The sequence below is a fragment of the Streptomyces sp. B21-105 genome, assembly GCF_036898465.1.
Taxonomy (GTDB): domain Bacteria; phylum Actinomycetota; class Actinomycetes; order Streptomycetales; family Streptomycetaceae; genus Streptomyces.
Genome location: NZ_JARUMJ010000001.1, coordinates 188,112 through 211,108, shown reverse-complemented (window position 1 = coordinate 211,108; position 22,997 = coordinate 188,112). Strand labels below are relative to the sequence as shown.

Sequence of the window (22,997 nt, the reverse complement as noted above, 5' to 3'; positions counted from 1 at the left end):
ACGGACGGCGTGGAGGTGTCGTACGCGGAGCTGGACGCACGGGCGAACCGGCTGGCGCGGTTCCTGGTGGGCGAAGGCGTGGGCCCGGAGTCGCTGGTGGGGCTGTGCCTGGGCCGTGGCGTCGACATGATCGCGGGGATCCTGGCGGTCTGGAAGGCCGGGGCCGGCTACCTGCCGGTCGATCCCGAGCAGCCCGCGGCCAGCATCGCGTTCATGCTCCGCGACAGCGGGGCCGCGCTGACGCTGACGACCGAGGAGCTCCTCGACGGCCTGCGTGCCGTCGGGGGCCGCCCGGTCGCGATCGACGACGCCCTCACCGCGACGCGGCTCGCCTCCGCCCCCGCGACCACGCCTGAAGTGCCTCTGAGGCCAGGGCAGTTGGCGTACGTCATCTACACGTCCGGCTCCACCGGGCAGCCCAAGGGCGTGGCGGTCACCCACGGCTCCCTGGCCAACTATGTGGCGTCGGTGCCGGGCCGGGTCGGATTCGGTACGCCCGGTGCCCGTTATGCGCTGCTGCAGGCGCAGGCGACGGACCTGGGCAACACGGTCGTCTTCGCGGCCCTCGCCACCGGCGGTGAGCTGCACATTCTCGACGAGGATGCGGTCACCGACCCGGCGGCGGTGGCGGCGTATCTGGCGGAACACCGGATCGACTGTGTGAAGGCCGTGCCCTCGCATCTGGCGGCACTGAGCGCCGCCGGCGGTGTGGAAGGCGTACTGCCGGCGAAGTCCTTGGTCCTGGGCGGTGAAGCGGCCTCGCCCGGGTGGGTGGCGGAGTTGCTGGCCGCGGCCGGTCGGCGTGAAGTGTTCAACCACTACGGGCCCACCGAGACCACCATCGGCGTCGCGACCACCCGGCTTTCGGCCGACCTGGTCTCCGGTGGACTTGTCCCGGTGGGCACGCCCATCGCCAACACCCGTTTCTACGTCCTGGACGAGCGCCTGCAGCCGGTGCCGACCGGGGTGGTCGGCCAGCTGTACGTCGAGGGCGCGGCCCTGGCGCGGGGATACGTGGGCCGTGCCGGGCTGACCGCGGAGCGGTTCGTGGCCTGCCCGTTCGTGCCGGGAGCTCGTATGTACCGCACGGGCGACCGGGCCCGATGGACGGACAGCGGTCAGCTGGTGTTCGCGGGACGCACGGACGACCAGGTGAAGGTGCGTGGTTTCCGCATCGAGCCGGGTGAGGTCCAGGCCGTCGTGGCCGCCCACCCGCACATCGCGCAGGCGGTGGTCACCGCGGGTGAGGACACCCTGGGGGAGACGCGGCTGGTCGCCTACGTCGTGTCGGCCGAACAGGACGAGGGCGACGAGGCGCTGTCGGCCTCGGTACGGCGGTTCGCGGCGGAGCGGCTCCCCGCGCACATGGTGCCGTCGGCCGTGGTGACCCTTGCCGCCCTGCCGCTCACGCCCAACGGAAAGGTGGACCGCAAGGCGCTGCCCGCCCCGGACTTCGCGAGCACGGCAGGCGCGGGCCGTGGCCCGGCCACCGTACGGGAGGAGATCCTCTGCGCGGCCTTCGCCGAGGTCCTCGGTCTGGAGAGCGTGGGCGTCGACGACGACTTCTTCACCCTCGGTGGGCATTCGCTGCTGGCGGTGCGGCTGGTGGAGCGCCTGCGCGCCCGGGGCGTGTCGGTGTCGGTGCGCGCGTTGTTCGACACCCCGACGGTGGCCCGCCTGGCGTCGTCGGCCGGCGCCGAGCGGGTGGTCGTGCCGCAGAACCTCATCCCGGCGGGCGCGACCGTGATCACCCCTCGGATGCTGCCGCTGGTGGACCTGACGGCCGAGGAGATCGAGCGGGTCGTCGCGGGCGTCGAGGGCGGTGCGGCGAACGTGGCGGACGTGTATCCGCTGGCGCCGCTCCAGGAGGGCCTGCTGTTCCACCACCTGCTCGCGGAGGGCGGCGAGGACGCGTATGTGATGCCGACGGTGATGGAGTTCGACTCCCGGGCGCGGCTCGACGCCTTCCTCGACGCGCTGCAGCGGGTCGTGGACCGGCACGACATCTACCGCACCTCGCTCGAGTGGGAAGGGCTGCGCGAGCCGGTGCAGGTGGTGTGGCGGCAGGCCGTCCTGCCGGTGCAGGAAGTGGTGCTGGATCCGCAGACCCCCGACCCGGTGGCCGAGTTGCTGGCGGCCGGCGGACTGTCGATGGACCTGGGCCGGGCGCCGCTCATCGGTGTGCACATCGCGGCGGTCCCCGGCGCCACCCCATGGCTGGCGCTGCTGCGGGTGCACCACATGGTGCGGGACGGCACCGCGCTCGAGGTGCTCCTGAGCGAGGTGGAGGCGGTGCTCGCCGGGCGTGCGGGGGAGCTGCCGGAGCCGCTGCCCTTCCGGGATTTCGTTGCGCAGGCACGGGGCGGTGTGGAGCGATCCGAACATCTGCGGTACTTCACCGAGCTGCTGGCAGGCGTCGATGAACCGACCGCTCCCTTCGGGTCGGTGGACGTGCGTGGAGACGGCGCGGACGTCGTGCGCGACCACGTCGTGCTGGCGCCGGAGCTGGACGTACGAGTGCGGGGCGTCGCGCGCCGTGCGGGAGTGAGCCCGGCAACGGTGATGCATGTGGCATGGGCACGCGTCCTGGCGGCGGTCAGCGGCCGTGACGACGTGGTCTTCGGGACGGTGCTCTTCGGGCGGATGAACGCCGGAGCGGGCGCGGACCGCGTCCCGGGCCCCTTCCTCAACACGCTGCCGGTGCGGGTGCGGATGAACGGGCTGGGCGTGCTGGCGGCGGTCTCGGGGATGCGCGGCCAGCTGGCGGAGCTCATGGAGCACGAGCACGCCCCTCTGGTGGTGGCCCAGCAGGCCGCCGGGACGGCCGGTGACACACCACTGTTCACCTCCATCCTCAACTACCGGCGCAACACCGGCCAGGACATGGACGAGCGCTGGGACGGGTCGCTGGAGGGCACTCGGCTGGTGTTCGCGCGTGAGCGCACCAACTACCCCCTGACCGTCGCGATCGCCGACGACGGCCACACCATCGGGGTGTTCGTGGACGCGGTCGCTCCGATCGACCCGGGGGCCGTGGGCGTGCTGGTGCGCGCGGCGGTGAAGGGGCTGGTGTCCGGGCTCGAGGAAGCGCTGGACGGCGGCCCGGACCTGCCGCTTGCTGAGGTACGGGTGCTGGACGAGGCCGAACTGCACCGGGTGTTGTCGGAGTGGAACGACACGGCCGTCGAGGTGTCGGAGTCGACGTTGCCGGTTCTGTTCGACGCTCAGGTGGCGCGTGCTCCGGACGCGGTCGCGGTGGTCTGTGACGGCGTCGAGGTCTCGTACGCGCAGCTCGACGCGCGGGCGAACCGCCTCGCGCGGCTGCTGACCGGCCGGGGCGTGGGCCCCGAATCGGTGGTCGCGGTGGTGATGGAGCGCGGCGTCGGCCTGATCACCGCGCTGCTGGCCGTGCTGAAGGCAGGCGGCGCGTATCTGCCGATCGACCCGGCCTACCCGGCCGAGCGGATCGCCTTCACTCTGTCGGACGCCGGTGCGGCGCTGGTCGTGTCCGAGGTGTCGACCGCGCCGGGGGTGCCGGAGTCGGTCGGGATCCCGATGGTGCTGGTCGACGAGGTGTCCGTGACGGACGAGCTCGCCCGTACGGACGGCGGTGCGCTCGCCGGGCACGAGCGCTCGGGTGCGCTGCGGCCGGAGCATCCCGCGTACGTCATCTACACGTCGGGTTCGACGGGAACGCCGAAGGGCGTGGCGGTCACGCACGCGGGCGCGGTGAACCTGGTGGCGGCCGGCGGCTGGGACACGGGCGCGGAGAGCCGTGTGCTCCAGTTCGCCTCCGTCGGCTTCGACGCGGCGACGTGGGAGCTGCTGATGGCCCTGTGGTCGGGGGCGAGCCTGGTGGTGGCCCCGGCCGAGGAACTGCTGCCGGGAGCGGGACTGGCCGAGGTGATCGCGCGGCACGGCGTCACCCATGTGCTGCTGCCGCCGTCGGTGCTCGGGGTGATGAGAGAGGAGGACCTGGCCTCGGTGACCACGCTGCTGTCCGGCGGTGAGGCGCTGGGCGAGGAGCTGATCGCGCGGTACGCGCCGGGCCGCCGGTTCATCAACGCGTACGGACCGACCGAGATCACGGTGTGCGCGACGACGGCCGGTCCGCTGGAGCCCGGCGACGAACCCTCGATCGGCCGGCCGAACGCCAATACGCGGGTCTACGTGCTCGACGGACGCCTGCAACCGGTACCCGCCAAAGTGGTGGGCGAGCTGTACATCGCGGGTGTGGGTCTGGCACGCGGCTATCTGGGCCGTGCGGGTCTGTCGGCGGAGCGGTTCGTGGCGGACCCGTACGGCGCGGCCGGTACGAGGATGTACCGGACCGGGGACCGGGCGCGCTGGACGGCGGACGGGCAGCTGGTCTTCGCCGGGCGTGCCGACGGGCAGGTGAAGATCCGCGGCTTCCGGATCGAGCCCGGCGAGGTCCAAGCGGTCTTGGCCACGCATCCCGCGCTGATCCAGACGGCGGTGATGGCGCGTGAGGACAGCGCGGGCAGCAAGCGCCTGGTCGCGTACGTGGTCCCGGCGGACCGGAACACCGGCAGTGGAGAACTCGTCGACGCGCTCCGCCGGTTCGCGGGCGAGCGGCTGCCGGAGCACATGGTGCCGGCGGCAGTGGTGGTCCTCGACGAGTTGCCGCTCACGCCCAACGGAAAGGTGGACCGCAAGGCGCTGCCCGCCCCGGACTTCGCGAGCACGGCAGGAGCGGGCCGTGGCCCGGCCACCGTACGGGAGGAGATCCTCTGCGCGGCCTTCGCCGAGGTCCTCGGTCTGGAGAGCGTGGGCGTCCACGACGACTTCTTCACCCTCGGTGGGCATTCGCTGCTGGCGGTGCGGCTGGTGGAGGCCCTGCGTGCCCGGGGGGTATCGGTGTCGGTGCGGGCGCTGCTCCAGGCGCCGACGCCGGCGGGGCTGGCGTCGTCGGTGGGTGCGGAAGCGGTCGTGGTGCCGGAGAACCTGATCCCGGCGGGCGCGACCGTGATCACCCCTCGGATGCTGCCGCTGGTGGACCTGACGGCCGAGGAGATCGAGCGGGTCGTCGCGGGCGTCGACGGTGGTGCGGCGAACGTGGCGGACGTGTATCCGCTGGCGCCGCTCCAGGAGGGCCTGCTGTTCCACCACATGCTGGCCGAGGGCGGCGAGGACGCGTATGTGCTGCCGGCGGTGCTGGAGTTCGACTCCCGGGCGCGGCTCGACGCCTTCCTCGACGCGCTGCAGCGGGTCGTGGACCGGCACGACATCTACCGCACGTCGATCGTGTGGAAGGGGTTGCGCGAGCCGGTGCAGGTGGTGTGGCGGCACGCCGTCCTGCCGGTCGAGGAGGTGGTGCTGGATCCGCGGAGCACGGACCCCGTGGGTGACCTGGTGACGATCGGCGGCCTGTCGATGGACCTGGGCCGGGCACCGCTGTCCCACCTGCACGTGGCCGCTCTGCCGGACGGTCGCCTGCTCGCGCTGATGCGGGCCCATCACATGGTGCAGGACCACACCGCGGTGGAGATGATGCTCGCGGAGGTACGGGAGTTCCTGGCCGGCCGGGACGGGGAGCTGCCCGCGCCGTTGCCGTTCCGGAACTTCGTGGCGCAGGCGCGGGGCGGCACGGAGCGCTCCGAGCACGAGCGGTACTTCAGCCGGCTGCTGGGTGACGTGACCGAGCCGACGGCGCCGTACGGGCTGGTGGACGCCCGTATCGACGGGCGCGGCTCGACGCGGGCGCGGGTCCCCTTCGGCCCGGAGCTGCACGGCCGGCTGCGGGAGGTGTCCCGGCGGCTGGGTGTGAGCACGGCGACGGTCCTCCACGTGGCGTGGGCGCGTGTGCTGGCGGCCGTCAGCGGCCGGGGCGACGTGGTGTTCGGCACCGTGCTGTTCGGGCGGATGAACGCCGGGGCGGGCTCGGACCGGGTGCCGGGTCCCTTCATCAACACGCTGCCGGTACGGGTGCGGGTGGACGAGCTGGACGTGCTGGCGGCGGTGTCGGCCATGCGCGGCCAGCTGGCGGAGCTCCTGGAGCACGAGCACGCGTCGCTGGCGCTCGCCCAGCAGGCGAGCGGAGTGAGCGGCGAGACACCCCTGTTCACCGCGTTCCTCAATTACCGGCACAACACCGGCAAGGCCGAGGCCGAGGACCGCGACGAAGTCCTGGAGGGAGTCCGGCTGCTGTTCTCGCAGGAGCGCAGCAACTATCCGTTGTCGGTCTCGGTCGACGACGAGGGCGACGCGATCTCGCTGGCCGTGGACGCGGAGACGCCGGTCGATCCGCACGCGGTGGGTGTCCTGGTCCGCACCGCGGCCGAGCGACTGGTGGACGCCCTGGAGCGCAGGCTCGCGGGCGGTCCCGACGTGCCCCTGAACGCGGTTCGGGTGCTCGACGAGCAGGAGCGCCACCGGGTGCTCACCCGGTGGAACGACACGGCCGCCGAGGTTTTGCCGGCCACGGTGCCGGAGCTGTTCGAGGCGCGGGCGGCGCGTGCTCCTGACGCGGTGGCCATCGTGGCCGGGGCCGTCGAGGTGGCGTACGGAGAGCTGAACGCACGGGCGAACCGGCTGGCCCGGCTGCTGATCGGCCAGGGAGTGGGCCCGGAGTCCGTGGTCGCCGTGACCATGGACCGCGGTGTCGACCTGATGGTGGCGGTGCTGGGTGTCCTCAAGGCCGGCGGTGCGTACCTGACCGTCGACCCCGACTATCCGGCCGAGCGGATCTCCTACATGTTCGAGGACGCGGCGCCGGTGCTGGTGCTGGCCCTGACCGCCACGGCCGGCCTGGTGCCGCGCTCGGCGGCTCCCCTGGTGATCCTCGACTCGCCCGGGACGGCGTCGGCACTGGAGGGTCAGGCGGCGGGGGACATGGGGGACGGCGACCGGGCGGCGGTGCTGCCCGCGCATCCGGCGTACGTCATCTACACCTCGGGTTCCACCGGGCGGCCGAAGGGCGTCGTGCTGACGCACGAGGGGTTCGCGAACACGGCACAGGCGTTGGCCCAGCGCTATCCCACGAAGGTGGGTCCCGGCTCGCGGATGCTGCAGTTCGCGTCGGTGAGCTTCGACATGTTCTGCTCGGAGTGGGCGCTGACGCTGCCCGCCGGTGCGGCACTGGTGGTCGTGCCACCGGAGCGACGGCTGGGATCGGAGCTGGCGGCGTTCATCACCGAGCAAGGGGTGACGCACGCGGCGTTCCCTCCCGCGGTGCTGGCCGGCATGGAGGACGGGGAGATCGGGGCGGACGTCGTCATCGACGTGGGCGGCGAGGCGCTCCCACCGGAGCTGGTCGGGCGCTGGGCGGCCGGCCGGGAGATGTTCAACTCCTACGGGCCGACGGAGACCACGGTCGACGCGGCAGTGTGGCGGTGCCGTCCGGGAGTGGACGAGGTGCCGATCGGTACGCCCATCGTCAACACCCAGGTGTACGTCGTGGACGAACGCCTGTCGCCCGTGCCGGTAGGGGTGGCCGGGGAGCTGTACGTGGCCGGCGCGGGACTGGCGCGCGGGTATCTGGGGCGTGCGGGTCTGTCGGCGGAGCGGTTCGTGGCGAATCCCTTCGGCCCGGCGGGTTCCCGGATGTACCGGACGGGCGACTGGGTCCGGTGGGACGCCGACGGGCAGCTCGTGTTCGCCGGCCGGGTGGACGAACAGGTGAAGATCCGCGGGTTCCGGATCGAGCCGGGCGAGGTCCAGGCGGTGGTGGCCGCGCATGCGCGTGTCGCACAGGCCGCTGTGGTCGTACGGGAGGACGTGCCGGGCGACAAGCGCCTGGTCGCCTACGTGGTGCCGGTCGAGGACGAGGAGGACGACGGTGGACTGCCCGCGGCGATACGGCGGTTCGCGGCTGACCGCCTGCCCGGACACATGGTGCCGTCGGCGGTGGTGACCGTCGGCTCCTTGCCGCTGACACCGAACGGGAAGCTGGACCGCAAGGCGTTGCCGGCCCCGGACTTCGCCGCCGGCGCGGGTACCGGGCGTGGCCCGGCCACCGTACGGGAGGAGATCCTCTGCGCGGCGTTCGCCGAGGTCCTCGGTCTGGAGAGCGTGGGCGTCGACGACGACTTCTTCGCCCTGGGCGGCCACTCGCTGCTGGTGATCCGGCTCGTGGCGCACTTGCAGGCACGCGGAGTGGTGGTGTCGGTGCGCGCGTTGTTCGACACCCCGACGCCGGCGGGGCTGGCGTCGTCGGTGGGTGCGGAAGCGGTCGTGGTGCCGGAGAACCTGATCCCGGCGGACGCGACCGTGATCACCCCTCGGATGCTGCCGCTGGTGGACCTGACGGCCGAGGAGATCGAGCGGGTCGTCGCGGGTGTCGACGGTGGTGCGGCGAACGTGGCGGACGTGTATCCGCTGGCGCCGCTCCAGGAGGGCCTGCTGTTCCACCACATGTTGGCCGAGGGCGGCGAGGACGCCTACGTGACCCCGACCGTCGTCGAGTTCGACTCCCGCGAACGGCTGGACGCCTTCGTCCACGCGCTGCAGCGGGTCGTGGACCGGCACGACATCTACCGCACGTCGATCGTGTGGGAGGGACTGCGCGAGCCGGTGCAGGTGGTGTGGCGGCAGGCCGTCCTGCCGGTCGAGGAGGTGGTGCTCGACCCGGCGAGCGCCGACCCGGTGGCCGATCTGGTGGCGGCCGGCGGACTGTCGATGGATCTGGGTCGCGCCCCGCTGATGGACCTGGACGTGGCCGGTCTGCCGGACGGCCGCTGGCTTGCGCTCGTGCGGGTGCACCACATCGTGCAGGACCACACCGCGCTGGAGGTGGTTCTCCAGGAGGTGCGGGCGTTCGTGGCCGGCCGGGACGGGGAGCTGCCCGCGCCGTTGCCGTTCCGGAACTTCGTGGCGCAGGCGCGGGGCGGCACGGAGCGCTCCGAGCACGAGCGGTACTTCAGCCGGCTGCTGGGTGACGTGACCGAGCCGACGGCGCCGTACGGGCTGGTGGACGCCCGTATCGACGGGCGCGGCTCGACGCGGGCGCGGGTCCCCTTCGGCCCGGAGCTGCACGGCCGGCTGCGGGAGGTGTCCCGGCGGCTGGGTGTGAGCACGGCGACGGTCCTCCACGTGGCGTGGGCGCGTGTGCTGGCGGCCGTCAGCGGCCGGGGCGACGTGGTGTTCGGCACCGTGCTGTTCGGGCGGATGAACGCCGGGGCGGGCTCGGACCGGGTGCCGGGTCCCTTCATCAACACGCTGCCGGTACGGGTGCGGGTGGACGAGCTGGGCGCGCTGGCGGCGGTGTCGGCCATGCGCGGCCAGCTGGCGGGTCTGCTGGAGCACGAGCACGCACCGCTCTCGGTGGCGCAGCGGGCCAGCGGCGTGAAGGGCGACACGCCGCTGTTCACCTCCCTCCTGAACTTCCGGCACGGCATCGGCCGCGGAGAGGACGGCATGATGGAGGGAGCCAGGCTCCGCTTCGCCCGGGATCGCACCAACTATCCGCTGATGGTGTCGGTCGACGACACCGAGGACGGGATCTCGCTGGCTGTGGACGCGGTGGAGCCGGTCGACCCGCAGGCCGTGGGAGCGTTGGTGGGTACCGCGGCGGAGAGCCTGCTCGATGCCCTGGAGCAGGGCCTTGCCGGTGGTGCGGACGTGCCGCTGAGCGCGGTGCAGGTGCTGGACGAGACCGAGCTGCACCGGGTGTTGTCGGAGTGGAACGACACGGCCGCGGAGGTGTCGGAGTCGACGTTGCCGGTTCTGTTCGACGCTCAGGTGGCGCGTGCTCCGGACGCGGTCGCGGTGGTCTGTGACGGCGTCGAGGTCTCGTACGCGCAGCTCGACGCGCGGGCGAACCGCCTCGCGCGGCTGCTGATCGGGCGGGGCGTCGGCCCGGAGTCGGTCGTCGGGGTGTGCATGGAGCGCGGCGTCGACATGGTCGTGGCGCTGCTGGGCGTGCTGAAGGCCGGAGGCGCGTACCTCCCGGTCGACCCGGAGTACCCGGCGGAGCGGATCGAGTTCATGCTCCAGGACGCGGCGTCGCTGGTGCTCACGACCGCCGCTCTGGACGAGGTGCTGCCGACGGGCGTGGAGCGGGTCGTCGTCGACGAACCGGCGACGGCCGCGGACCTGGCGGGCCGCTACGGCGGCGCACCGGCGGCGGACGAGCTGCGGGCGGCACTGCTGCCGGGGCATCCGGCGTACGTGATCTACACCTCGGGCTCGACGGGGCGGCCGAAGGGCGTGGCGGTCGCCCACGAGGGGATAGCGAACCGTCTCGGCTGGATGCAGCGCGAGTTCGCCCTGGTGTCCGGGGACCGGGTCCTGCAGAAGACGCCGTTCGGATTCGACGTGTCCGTATGGGAGTTCTTCTGGCCCCTGCTGGAGGGCGCCACGCTGGTGGTGGCCCGGCCCGGCGGACATCGGGATCCGGAGTACGTCGCCCGGCTGATGCGTGAGCAGCGGGTGACCACGGCGCACTTCGTGCCGTCGATGCTGGAGGCGTTCCTGGCCGAACCGGCCGCCGGTGACTGTGCGAGCCTGCGGCGGGTGATCTGCTCGGGTGAGGCGTTGTCGCCGCCCGCGCAGACCCGGTTCTTCGAGGTCTTCGGCGACGGGGTGGAGCTGCACAATCTCTACGGACCGACGGAGGCGTCGGTGGACGTCACGGCGTGGCGCTGCCGTCCGGGCCCGCGGAGCGGGTCGGTGCCGATCGGCACGCCGGTCGCCAACACCCGGGTCTACGTGCTGGACGCCTTCCTGCACCCCGTGCCGGAGGGCGTCGGCGGCGAACTGTATCTGGCCGGCGTCCAGCTGGCGCGCGGGTACGTCGCGCGTGCTGGGCTGACCGCAGAGCGGTTCGTGGCGTCCCCGTTCGACGGTGCGGGCGAGCGGATGTACCGAACGGGTGACCTCGTGCGGTGGGACGCGGAGGGCCGCCTGGAGTATCTGGGGCGCACGGACGAACAGGTGAAGATCCGCGGGTTCCGTATCGAGCCGGGCGAGGTCCAGGCCGTGGTGGCCGCCCATCCGCAGATCGGCCGCGCGGCGGTCGTCGCCCGGGAGGACGTCCCGGGCGACACCCGGCTGGTGGCCTACGTCGTACCGGCCGACGGTGAGACGGCGGACCCCGGACTCGGCGCGCGACTGCACGAGTTCGCGGCGCGGCGGCTGCCGGAGTACATGGTGCCCTCGGCGACGGTGGTGCTGGAAACGCTGCCCCTGTCGGTCAACGGCAAGCTGGACCGCAAGGCCCTGCCCGCCCCGGACCTCGCGGTCACGGCGGGTACGGGCCGCGGCCCGGCCGACGAGCGGGAAGAGCTCCTGTGTGCCGCGTTCGCGGAGGTGCTCGGTCTTGAGCGGGTCGGGGTCGATGACGACTTCTTCGCCCTGGGCGGGCACTCCCTGCTGGCCACACGGCTGCTCAGCCGCGTCCGGAGGGTGCTGGGCGTGGAGGTGACCCTGCGGAACCTGTTCGAGGCCCGAACGGTCGCCGGGCTGACAAAGCAATCCGGAAAACAACAGGCAGCTAGGCCCGCACTGCGGCCGATGCGCAACCGGGAGGACTCCTGATGGTTCCCGTGTCGTTCGCTCAGCGTCGACTGTGGTTCATCGACCGGCTGGAAGGCCCCAGCGCCACCTACAACATCCCCGTCGCCCTGCGCTTGTCGGGCCGTGTGGACCAGCGGGCCCTGGAGGCGGCGTTCCGGGACGTGATCGGCCGGCACGAAGTGCTGCGCACGGTCTTTCCGATGGCTGACGGCGAGCCGTACCAGCACATCCTGAAACTCGCGGACCTGGAGTGGGAGTTGCGGGTGGCCGACGTGTCGCCGCAGGAGTGGGACGGCGCGCTCACCGAGGCACAAAGCCAGGTGTTCGACCTGGCGGCCGAGGTGCCGATCCGGGCCTGGCTGTTCTCGGCCGGGCCGGACGAGCACATGCTGGTCGTGGTGGTGCACCACATCGCCGGTGACGGATGGTCGATGGGACCGCTGGCGCGGGATCTCTCGGCCGCGTACGCGGCGCGGCGCGAGGGGCGGGCTCCCCAGTGGGAGCCGCTGCCGGTGCAGTACGCCGACTACACCCTGTGGCAGCGGGAGCTGCTGGGAGACGAGGACTCCACCGAAAGCCTGATGAACCGTCAGATGTCCTACTGGCGGGACGCCCTGGTGGATCTGCCGCAGGAGCTGTCCCTGCCCTTCGACCGGGTGCGGCCGGCGCAGGCCGGCTACCGCGGGCGTCATGTTCAGGTGGAGATCCCGGCGGAGGCCCACGCGCGGCTGGTGAAGATCGCGCAGGCCGAGGACGTGACCATGTTCATGGTGCTGCAGGCCGCGACGGCGATCACGCTGTCCCGGCTGGGCGCGGGCACCGACATTCCGATCGGCACGGTGAACGCGGGGCGTACGGACGAGGCGCTGGAGGACCTGGTCGGGTTCTTCGTCAACACGCTGGTGATGCGCACGGATCTGTCGGGTGACCCGACGTTCCGTGAGGTGCTGGCGCGGGTGCGGGAGGCGAGCCTGTCCGCACACGAGCACCAGGACGTGCCGTTCGAGAAGCTGGTGGAGGAGCTGTCCCCGGTCCGCTCGCTGGCACGGCACCCGCTGTTCCAGGTGATGCTCGCGCTGCAGAACAACGCCGAAGCGGTGGTGGACCTGCCGGGTCTCCAGGCGCAGGAGGTCCGCACGGGACAGCCCGCGGCGAAGTTCGACGTGGAGCTGGGCCTTCAGGAGCTGTTCGGAGCCGGGGGCGAGCCCGCGGGGGTCCGGGGCTCTCTGATCGTGGCCGAGGACCTGTTCGACGCCGGGACCGCGCAGCGGATCTCCGCCTGGTTCGTGCGGGCGGTGACGGCTCTGGCGGCCGACCCGCAGGTCCGGTTGAGCGCGGTGGACGTGCTCGACGCGGCCGAGCGCCATCAGGTGCTGACCGCATGGAACGACACGGCGGCCGATCTGGGCAGCGCGACGCTCCCCGAGCTGTTCGACGCTCAGGTGGCGCGGACCCCGGACGCGGTGGCCGTGGTGTGCGACGGGGTCCAACTGTCGTACGCGGAGCTGGACGCGCGGGCGGACCGGCTCGCCCGGCTGCTCATCGACCGGGGCGTCGGCCCCGAGTCGGTGGTCGGAGTGGCGATGGAACGCTCGGCGGAGCTGATGGTGGCGCTGCTGGGGGTCCTCAAGGCCGGGGGCGCGTATCTGCCGATCGACCCGGAACACCCGGCGGACCGCGTCACCTTCATGATCGACGACGCGGCGCCGGTGGCCGTGGTGACGACGAGCGGCCTGGCCGGGAAGGTGCCGGAAGGCGTGGCGCGGGTCGTGCTGGACGATCCGGCGACGGCCCGGGCCCTCACGGATCCGGACGACGGTGCGCCCGCCGGGCGTACGGATGGGCTGTTGCCGGGGCATCCCGCCTACGTCATCTACACGTCGGGCTCCACGGGGCGGCCGAAGGGCGTGGTGGTCCCGCACGCGGGGCTGACGAACTACCTGCTCTGGGCGGCCTCGTCGTACGGGGTGACCGGTGGTGACGGCGTGCCGCTGCACTCGTCGGCGGCGTTCGACCTGACGGTGACGAGCGTGCTGGTTCCCCTGGTCGCCGGCGCGACCGTGGTGGTGAGCCCGGCCGGCGGCGTCGAAGGACTGGCCGAACTGGTCCGCACGAGTGCCGGGTTCGGACTGGTGAAGGCGGTGCCCGCACACCTGCCCCTGCTGTCCCACATACTGTCCGGGGCCGAGGCCGCGACGTCCGCGCGGACCTGGGTGGTGGGCGGTGAGGCGCTGCCCGGCCCGGTCGTCCGCGCGTGGCTGGAGCGTTCGCCCGGCTCGGTGGTGGTCAACGAGTACGGACCGACCGAGGCGGTGGTCGGCTGTTCCGTGTTCGAGGTGCGGGCAGGGCAGCAGATCGGCGAGTCCGTGCCGATCGGCCGCCCCGTCGCCAACACCCGGCTGGTCGTCCTGGACAGCGGGCTGAGGCCGGTACCGGTAGGGGTGGCGGGCGAGCTGTACATCGCCGGCGCGCAGCTCGCGCGGGGATACGTCGGCCGTCCGGAGCTGACCGGCGAGCGGTTCGTGGCGTGCCCGTTCGCACCGGGCGAGCGGATGTACCGGTCCGGAGACCTGGCGCGGTGGAACGCGGAGGGGCAGCTGGAATATCTGGGGCGCGCGGACGAACAGGTGAAGGTCCGCGGTTTCCGGATCGAGCCGGGCGAGGTCCAGGCGGCACTGCTGGAGCACCCGCAGATCGCGCAGGCAGCGGTGACAGCGCGGGAGGACAGCCCGGGGGACAGGCGTCTGGTCGCGTACGTCGTCGCGACGCCCGGCGCGGACGACGCGCTGTCCGACGCGGCGCGGCGGTTCGTCGGCCGGCGCCTGCCGGAGTACATGGTGCCCTCGGCAGTGCTGGTACTGGACGCGCTGCCCCTGTCGACGAACGGCAAGCTGGACCGCGACGCCCTGCCCGCCCCGGAGTACGCGACGGGGAAGGGCCGGCGGCCGGCGACGCTGCGGGAGGAACTCCTGTGCGCCGCGTTCGCCCGGATCCTCGGCGTCGACGGCATCGGCGTGGACGACGACTTCTTCGCCCTGGGCGGACACTCCCTGCTCGCCGCCCGGCTGGTCAGCAGGATCCGGACGGTGCTGGGTGTCGAGGTGCCGCTGCGGGCGCTGTTCGAGGCGCCGACGGTGGCGCGGCTCGCGGCCGGCCTGTCCGGATCGGACGCGGCCCGCCCGGCCCTCACTGCGGCGCAGCGCCCCGAGCGGCTGCCGCTGTCGTTCGCCCAGCAGCGGCTCTGGTTCATCAGCCGGCTGGAGGGGCCGAGCGCGACGTACAACGTTCCGGTCGCCCTGCGGATATCGGGCGAACTGGACACGGAGGCGCTGGCCGCCGCGCTGCGGGACGTGATCGGGCGCCATGAGGTGCTGCGTACGGTCTTCCCCACCGCCGACGGCGAGCCCTACCAGCACATCCTGGATCCCGAGGACCTGGTGTGGGAGCTGTCGGTGGCCGAGGTGGCGCCGGCCGAGCTGGACGACGCGGTCGCCGAGGCCTCACGGTACGTCTTCGACCTGGACGCGGAGATACCGATCCGGGCGTGGCTGTTCGAGGCCGGGCCCGACGAGCGGGTGCTCGTGGTGACGACCCACCACATCGCCGGTGACGGGTGGTCCACGGGGTCGCTGGCCGCGGACGTCTCCGTGGCGTACGCGGCGCGGTGCGCGGGCCGGGCTCCCGAGTGGGAGCCGCTGCCGGTGCAGTACGCGGACTACGCGCTGTGGCAGCGGGAGCTGCTGGGAGACGAGCAGGATCCGCAGAGCCTGATCGCGGAGCAGGTCGCGTACTGGCGAAGGCAGCTCGACGGCGCGCCGCAGGAGCTGACGCTGCCGGCCGACCGGCCGCGTCCCGCGGCGCCTTCCTACCGCGGGCACGGTGTGCCGCTGGAGGTTCCGGCGGAGGTCCACGCCCGCCTCGCGCAGGTGGCGCGGGCCGAGGGCGTGACCATGTTCATGGTGCTGCAGGCCGCGCTGGCCGTACTGCTCGCACGGTTGGGCGCGGGCACCGACATCCCCATCGGTACGGATGTGGCCGGGCGTACGGACGAGGCCCTGGACGACCTCGTCGGCTTCTTCGTGAACACGCTGGTGCTGCGCACCGACCTGACGGGCGACCCGTCGTTCGGCGAGGTGCTGGGCCGGGTGCGGGAGACGAGCCTGTCGGCGTTCGCGCACCAGGAGGTGCCGTTCGAGAAGCTGGTGGAGCAGCTGTCCCCGGTCCGCTCGCTGGCACGGCACCCGCTGTTCCAGACCGTGCTGACCCTGCACAACAACGCCGATGCGGTGCTGGACCTGCCCGGAGCACGGGCCCGTGCCGTGCCGGCCGGTCTTCCGGCGGCGAAGTTCGATCTCGAGGTGACGATGGAGGAGTCGTTCGACGCGCAGGGGGCCCCGACGGGGCTGCGCGGCTCGGTGGCCGGCGCCGCGGACCTGTTCGACGCGGCATCGGTCGAGAGGCTCGCCGCACGTCTCGTACGGGCCCTGGACCAGCTGTCGCGGACCCCGCGGACCCGGCTGAGCGAGGTGGACCTCCTCGACGCGGCCGAGCGGCGCCGGATCCTGTCGGAGTGGAGCCACTCGGCAGCGCAGACGTACGGCCGCCACACCTCGGGCCCCGGGGCGCCGGTGCCGGGCACCCGGGTCCATGTGCTGGACGAGTGGCTGGCGCCGGTGCCGGCCCACGTCGTGGGCGAGCTGTATGTGACGGGTACGGATGAGGGGCACCCGCCGCTTAAGGTGGAGCGGTCCGTGCCGGACCCGTTCGCCGGGGACGGATCGCGCCTGTACCCGACGGGGATCCGGGCCCGGTGGACCACGGACGGTCAGCTGGTCTTCGCCGACCGGTCGCAGGACCAGGACCAGGAGGATCCGGAGCAGCGCGCGGCGCGCTCGGGACGGGCACCGGCCACCGTGCGGGAGGAACTGCTCTGCGCGGCGTTCGCCCAGGTCCTCGGCCTGGACCGGATCGGCGTGGACGACGACTTCTTCCAGCTCGGCGGCCACTCGCTGCAGGCGATCAAGCTGATCAGCCGGGTGCGATCGCTGCTGGGCGTGGAGGTGCCGCTGCGGGCGCTGTTCGAGGCGCCGACGGTCGCGAAGCTGGTGGCCGGCCTGGCCGACTCGGACACGGCCCGCCCGGCGCTGACGGCCGGGCAGCGGCCCGAGCGGCTGCCCCTGTCGTTCGCGCAGCGACGGCTGTGGTTCCTCGGCCAGTTGGAGGGACCGAGCACGACGTACAACATTCCCTTCGCCCTGCGGCTCACCGGCGGCGTGGACCGTGCCGCCCTCGGCGCCGCGTTCCGGGACGTGATCGGTCGGCACGAGGTGCTGCGCACCGTGTACCCGGTGGCCGACGGGGAGCCCTACCAGCGGGTCGTCGGCATCGACGAGCTGGACTGGGAGCTGCGGGTGGCGCCGGTGACGGCGGACGAACTGGACGCCACAGTCGCCGAAGCACTCGGGCACACCTTCGACTTCTCGTCCGAAGTACCGCTCAAGGCTTGGCTGTTCGAGGTGGGTCCGCAGGACAGCGCCCTGGTGATCGTGACGCACCACATCGCCGGTGACGGCTGGTCCACGGCGCCGCTGGCCGCGGACATCTCGCGGGCGTACGCGGCACGGTGCGCGGGACGGATCCCGCGGTGGGAGCCGCTGCCGGTGCAGTACGCGGACTTCGCGCTGTGGCAGCGCGAACTCCTCGGCGACGAGCAGGACCCTCACAGCATGCTCTCCCAGCAGGTCGCCCACTGGCGCCAGGCCCTGGAGGGCGCCCCGGAGGAGCTGGCGCTGCCCTTCGACCACACGCGCCCGGCGGTGGCCTCCCACCGCGGGCACCGCGAGCAGCTGGAGATTCCCGCAGAGGTCCACGCCCGCCTCGCGGAGGTGGCGCGCGCCGAAGGCGTGACCGTGTTCATGGTGCTCCAGGCCGCGCTGGCCGTGCTGCTGTCGCGCCTGGGCGCGGGCACCGACATCCCGATCGGGTCGCCGAACGCCGGGCGCACCGACGAAGCCGTGAACGACCTGATCGGCTCCTTCGTCAACACCCTCGTCCTGCGCACCGACCTCTCCGGCGACCCGACGTTCAGTGAGGTGCTGGGGCGGGTGCGGGAGACCGCTCTGGCGGCGTTCGCGCACCAGGACGTCCCCTTCGACCGGCTGGTCGAGGAGCTGTCGCCGAGCCGGTCGATGGCCCGCCACGCCCTCTTCCAGGTGATGCTGACGCTCCAGAACATCGAGGAAGCCGTCGTCGACCTGCCCGGTCTGCGCGTCGAGGCGATGCCCGACGGCGTGCCCGTGTCGAAGTTCGACCTCGAATTCATCGTGGGGGAGACGTTCGGCCCGCAGGGCTCCCCGGCGGGCGTGCGCGGCACGGTGACCGGAGCGGGAGACCTGTTCGAGCCGGAGAGCGTCGCACGGCTCGTGGCCCGCCTGACCCGGGTCGTCGAACAGCTCGTCGGCGACCCGCAGGCGCGCCTCGGCGCGGTGGACGTCCTCGACGAGGACGAACGCCGTCGTGTCCTCACCGAATGGAACGACACGGCGGACCAGGTGCCGCCGGCTACGGTCCCGCAGCTGTTCGAGGCCCGGGTCGAGAGCGCACCGCACGCGGTCGCCGTGACCGCCGACGGAGTCGACCTCTCGTACGCGGAGCTGGACGCGCGGGCGAACCGGCTGGCCCGGCTGCTCATCGACCGGGGCGTCGGCCCCGAGTCGGTGGTCGCCGTCGCCCTCGAGCGCGGCGTCGACCTGATGGTCGCGCTCCTCGGTGTCTCGAAAGCCGGCGGCGCCTATCTGCCGCTGGACCAGGACTACCCGGCGGAGCGCATCGCGTACGTGCTGGCCGATGCCGGTGCCCACTGCGTGGTGACGAGCACCGGGTGGGGCGGAACGCTCCCGAAGGGCGTGCGCCGCGTCGTTATGGACGACCCGGCGACCGTCCGCGCCCTGGAGGCCCACGACAGCGGTGCGCCGACCGAGGACGAGCGCGGAGGGGTGCTGCTGCCCACGTCCGCGGCGTATGTGATCTACACGTCGGGGTCGACGGGGCGGCCGAAGGGCGTGCTGGTGTCGCACGCGGGTGTGGCGAGCCTGGTGGCCGGTCATGTCCGCCACCTGGGAGTCGGCCCCGGGTCCCGGGTGGGGCAGTTCGCCTCGGCGGGGTTCGACACCTTCGGCTGGGAATGGCTGATGGCGCTCGTGTCGGGCGCGACGCTGGTGGTGATCCCACGTGAGCAGCGCCTGGGCGACGCCCTGCCGGCGCTCCTCGCGAAGGAGCGGGTGACGCATGTGACACTGCCGCCCGCGGTCCTGGCGACGCTGGAGGAGGGATCGATCGCCCCGGACACCGTGCTGGTGGTGGCCGGCGAGGCGACCTCGGTGGAAGTGATGCGGCGGTGGGCACGGGGCCGGCGGATGTTCAACTCCTACGGCCCCACCGAGACCACGGTCGATGCCACGCTGTGGCCGTGCGATCCGGGCGCCGAGGACGTGGCGATCGGCCGCCCGGTGGTCAACACCCAGGTGTACGTCCTGGACGCGGCCCTTCACCCGGTGCCGGCGGGCGCGGTCGGCGAGCTGTACGTCGCGGGCGTGGGCCTGGCCCGCGGCTATGTGGGCCGGCCCCAGCAGACGGCGGAGCGTTTCGTCGCCAACCCGTTCACCCCGGGAGGGGCGCGGCTGTACCGGACCGGTGACCGCGCCCGGTGGACGGCCGACGGGCAGCTGGTGTTCGCGGGGCGCTCGGACGACCAGGTGAAGATCCGCGGCTTTCGGATCGAGCCCGGCGAGGTCCGGGCCGCGGTGAACGCCCATCCCGAGGTGGCCCAAACCGCCGTGCTCGTGCGTGAGGACACCCCCGGGGACAAGCGCCTGATCGCGTACGTGGTTCCGGCGCACGGTGCCCGGGGGCTGCCCACGCTTGTGCGGGCTTTCGTCGCCCAACGGCTGCCGGAGTACATGGTGCCCTCGGTCGTGGTGGTCCTCGACGCGCTGCCGCTCACCGTGAACGGCAAGGTGGACCGCGGCGCGCTGCCCGCTCCCGAGACCCTCGCCACCGCGGCCGGCCGCGGTCCGGCCACGGTGCGCGAAGAGCTCCTGTGCGCCGCGTTCGCGGAGATCCTCGGCCTGGAGACGGTGGGGGTGGACGAGGACTTCTTCTCCCTCGGCGGGCACTCGCTGCTCGCGGTCCGGCTGGCCAGCCGGATACGGACGGTGCTCGGGGTGGACCTCGACATCCGGGTGCTGTTCGAGGAGCCGACGGTGGCGGGCCTCGCCGCACGGCTGACCGGCCCGGGTGCGGTGCGTACACCCCTGGCAGCAGGGGAGCGCCCCGGCCGGGTGCCGCTCTCCTACGCCCAGCAACGACTCTGGTTCATCGGCCAGTTGGACGGACCCAGCGGCGCGTACAACATTCCCGTGGCGCTGCGTCTGTCCGGCCGGGTGGACCGGCGGGCGATGGGGGCGGCGCTGCGGGACGTGATCGGCCGGCACGAGGTGCTGCGTACGGTGTTCCCCAAGGCGAAGGGCGAGCCGTACCAGCACATCCTGGACCTCGACACCCTGGAGTGGGAGCTGACGGTGCGCAAGGTGGCGCCGGCGGAGCTCGACGAGGCGGTCGCCGAGGCGAACGGCTACGCCTTCGACCTGTCGACCGAGGTGCCGATCCGGGCCTGGCTGTTCGAGACCGGTCCGGACGAGCAGGTGCTGGTCGTGGTGCTCCACCACATCGCCAGTGACGGATGGTCGGACGGGCCGCTGGCCAGGGACTTCGCCAGGGCGTACGTGGCGCGGTGCGCGGGCCGGGCTCCGGAGTGGGCGCCGCTGCCGGTGCAGTACGCGGACTACGCGCTGTGGCAGCGGGAGCTGCTCGGCGACGAGTCGGACCCGCAGAGTCTGCTCTTCGAGCAGGTGGAGTACTGGCGCAAGGCCCTGGACGGCGTTCCGGAGGTGCTGGAGCTGCCCTTCGACCGTCCCCGTCCGGCAGTGGCCTCCCATCGGGGCGGCAGCGTGCCCCTGGACGTTCCCGCCGAGGTCCACGCACGGCTGGTGAAGGTGGCGCGCGCCGAGGGCGTGACGATGTTCATGGCGTTGCAGGCCGCCTTGGCGGCGCTGATGTCACGGCTGGGCGCGGGCACCGACATTCCGATCGGCTCCGGCAACGCCGGGCGGACGGACGAGGCGCTGGACGATCTGGTCGGGTTCTTCGTGAACACGCTGGTCGTGCGCACCGATCTGTCGGGCGATCCGACCTTCGGCGAGGTGCTCGCGCAGGTGCGGGAGACAACCCTGTCGGCGTTCTCGCACCAGGAAGTGCCGTTCGAGAAGCTGGTGGAGGCGATCAACCCGGCTCGTTCGCTCGCCCACCACCCGCTGTTCCAAGTCAATCTGACCCTCCAGAACCAGGACGACGCCGCCCTGGACCTCGCCGGTCTGCGCGTCGAGTCCGCCGCCGTCGACATCGAGTCCGCCGAGCTGGACCTGGCCTTCAGCATGCGCGAGCGGCGGGACGCCGCCGGTGCGCCGGCCGGTATCACCGGCGCTGTCATCTACGCCTCCGACCTCTTCGACCGGACGACCGTGGTGTCCCTCACGGAGCGCCTGGTGCGACTGCTGGAGTCGGTGACGGCGGAACCCGGCCGGCGGATCAGCACCGTGGAGGTGCTGACGGTGGGCGAGCGGGATCGGCTCCTCGACGAGTGGAACGACTCGCTCAGGGCGCTGCCGGCCGCGGGCCTGGCGGAGCTGTTCGAGCAGCGGGTACGGCTGGCTCCCGGTGCGGTGGCGGTCGAGTTCGGCGCACTGGCACTGTCGTACGAGGAGGTGAACGCGCGAGCGAACCGACTGGCGCGGCATCTCATCGGCATCGGCGTGGGCCCGGAGCAGATCGTGGCCGTGGCGCTGCCCCGCTCGGTGGAGTGGCTGGTGGCGGTCCTGGCGGTCGCGAAGGCCGGCGGGGCGTATCTGCCGGTGGATCCCGAGTACCCGGGGGAGCGGATCGGCTACATGCTGGGCGACGCCGCTCCGGTGTGCGTGCTGACGGACGCGGCCACCTCCGGGGTGCTGCCGCGCTCGGTGCCACAGGTGCTGCTGGACGAGTTGCTGGTGGACGGCGTGGACGGCGAGGACGGTGGTGACGTGGCGGACGCGGAGCGTACGGCCCCGCTGTCATCGGCCTCGCCCGCGTACGTGACCTACACCTCCGGTTCCACCGGCCGCCCCAAGGCAGTCGTCGTCACCCACTCCGGCATCGCCGGACTGGCCGTCGGGCAGATCGAACGCTTCGGGGTGGTCCCTGCGAGCAGGGTGCTGCAGTTCGCCTCCCCGAGCTTCGACGCCGCGGTGTCGGAGATGTGCATGGCCTTGCTGTCCGGCGCACGGCTCGTGATGGCCCCGGCGCACGAGCTGCTGCCGGGCGAGACCCTGACCGGAGTGCTGCGACGGCACGGCGTGACCCACGCGACGCTGCCCCCCGCGGCGCTGGCGGTGCTGCCCGAGGACGGCCTTCCGGCCGGGATGACGCTGGTGGTGGCGGGCGAGGCATGCCCGCCGGAGCTGGTCGGGAGGTGGTCCGAAGGCCGCCGGATGATCAACGCGTACGGGCCCACCGAGACCACCGTGTGCGCCACCATGAGCCGTCCCCTGAAGGGCGCGGACGTGCCACCCATCGGTGACCCGATCCTCAACGCGAGGGTGTACGTCCTCGACGACAGCCTACGGCCGGTGCCGGTGGGTGTGGCGGGCGAGCTGTACGTGGCGGGAGCGGGGCTGGCGCGCGGCTATCTGGGGCGCGCCGGGCTGACCTCGGAACGGTTCGTGGCCTGCCCGTTCGTACCGGGCGCCCGGATGTACCGCACGGGTGACCGGGCGCGCTGGACCGGGGACGGCCAGCTGCTGTTCGCCGGACGGGCCGACGACCAGGTCAAGATCCGCGGCTTCCGGATCGAGCCGGGCGAGGTGCGGTCCGCGGTCCTCGCGCACCCGCGGGCCGCCCAGGCGGCGGTGATCGCGCGGGAGGACACGCCGGGGGACATCCGCCTGGTGGCCTATGTGGTGCCCGCCGGTGCCGACGCCGACGGGACACTGCCCGCGCTGGTGCGGGAGTCCGTGTCCGAGCGGCTGCCGGAGTACATGGTGCCCTCGGCCGTCGTGGTGCTCGACGCCCTGCCGCTCACGCCGAACGGGAAGCTGGACCGCGCGGCCCTGCCCGCCCCGGACTTCGAGGGGATGGCGGGTACGGGCCGGGGCCCGTCCAGCGAGCGGGAAGAGGTCCTGTGCGCCATCTTCGCCGAGGTCCTCGGCCTGGAGCGGGTGGGCGTCGACGACGACTTCTTCGAGCTGGGCGGGCACTCGCTCCTCGCGACCCTGCTGATCGCCCAGGTCGGTGCCGCGCTGGGCGTCGACGTGCCCATCCGGAACCTGTTCGACGCACCGACGGTCGCCGGGTTCGCCCGGAAGATGGGGACCGAGAAATCCTCCCGGCCGGCCCTGCGCCGGATGCGCGATCAAGGGGGCTCCCGCTGA

The 22,997-nt window shown here is 72.8% G+C and carries 2 protein-coding genes (1 of these 2 only partly in view); both read left to right on the top strand.

Translation table 11 applies throughout. From position 1 onward, the window contains the following. Positions 1-11,496, top strand: partial view of a non-ribosomal peptide synthetase gene (locus QA802_RS00715; RefSeq protein ID WP_334517323.1) — the 3' portion only. The gene continues 7,896 nt to the left of window position 1, outside the view; 11,496 of the gene's 19,392 nt are visible here — the last part of the coding sequence; its start codon lies off the left edge, out of view; its stop codon occupies positions 11,494-11,496. Then, positions 11,496-22,997, top strand: a complete 11,502-nt coding sequence (locus QA802_RS00710; protein WP_334517322.1) for a non-ribosomal peptide synthetase — start codon at positions 11,496-11,498, stop codon at positions 22,995-22,997. The genes QA802_RS00715 and QA802_RS00710 overlap by 1 nt, the downstream gene beginning before the upstream one ends.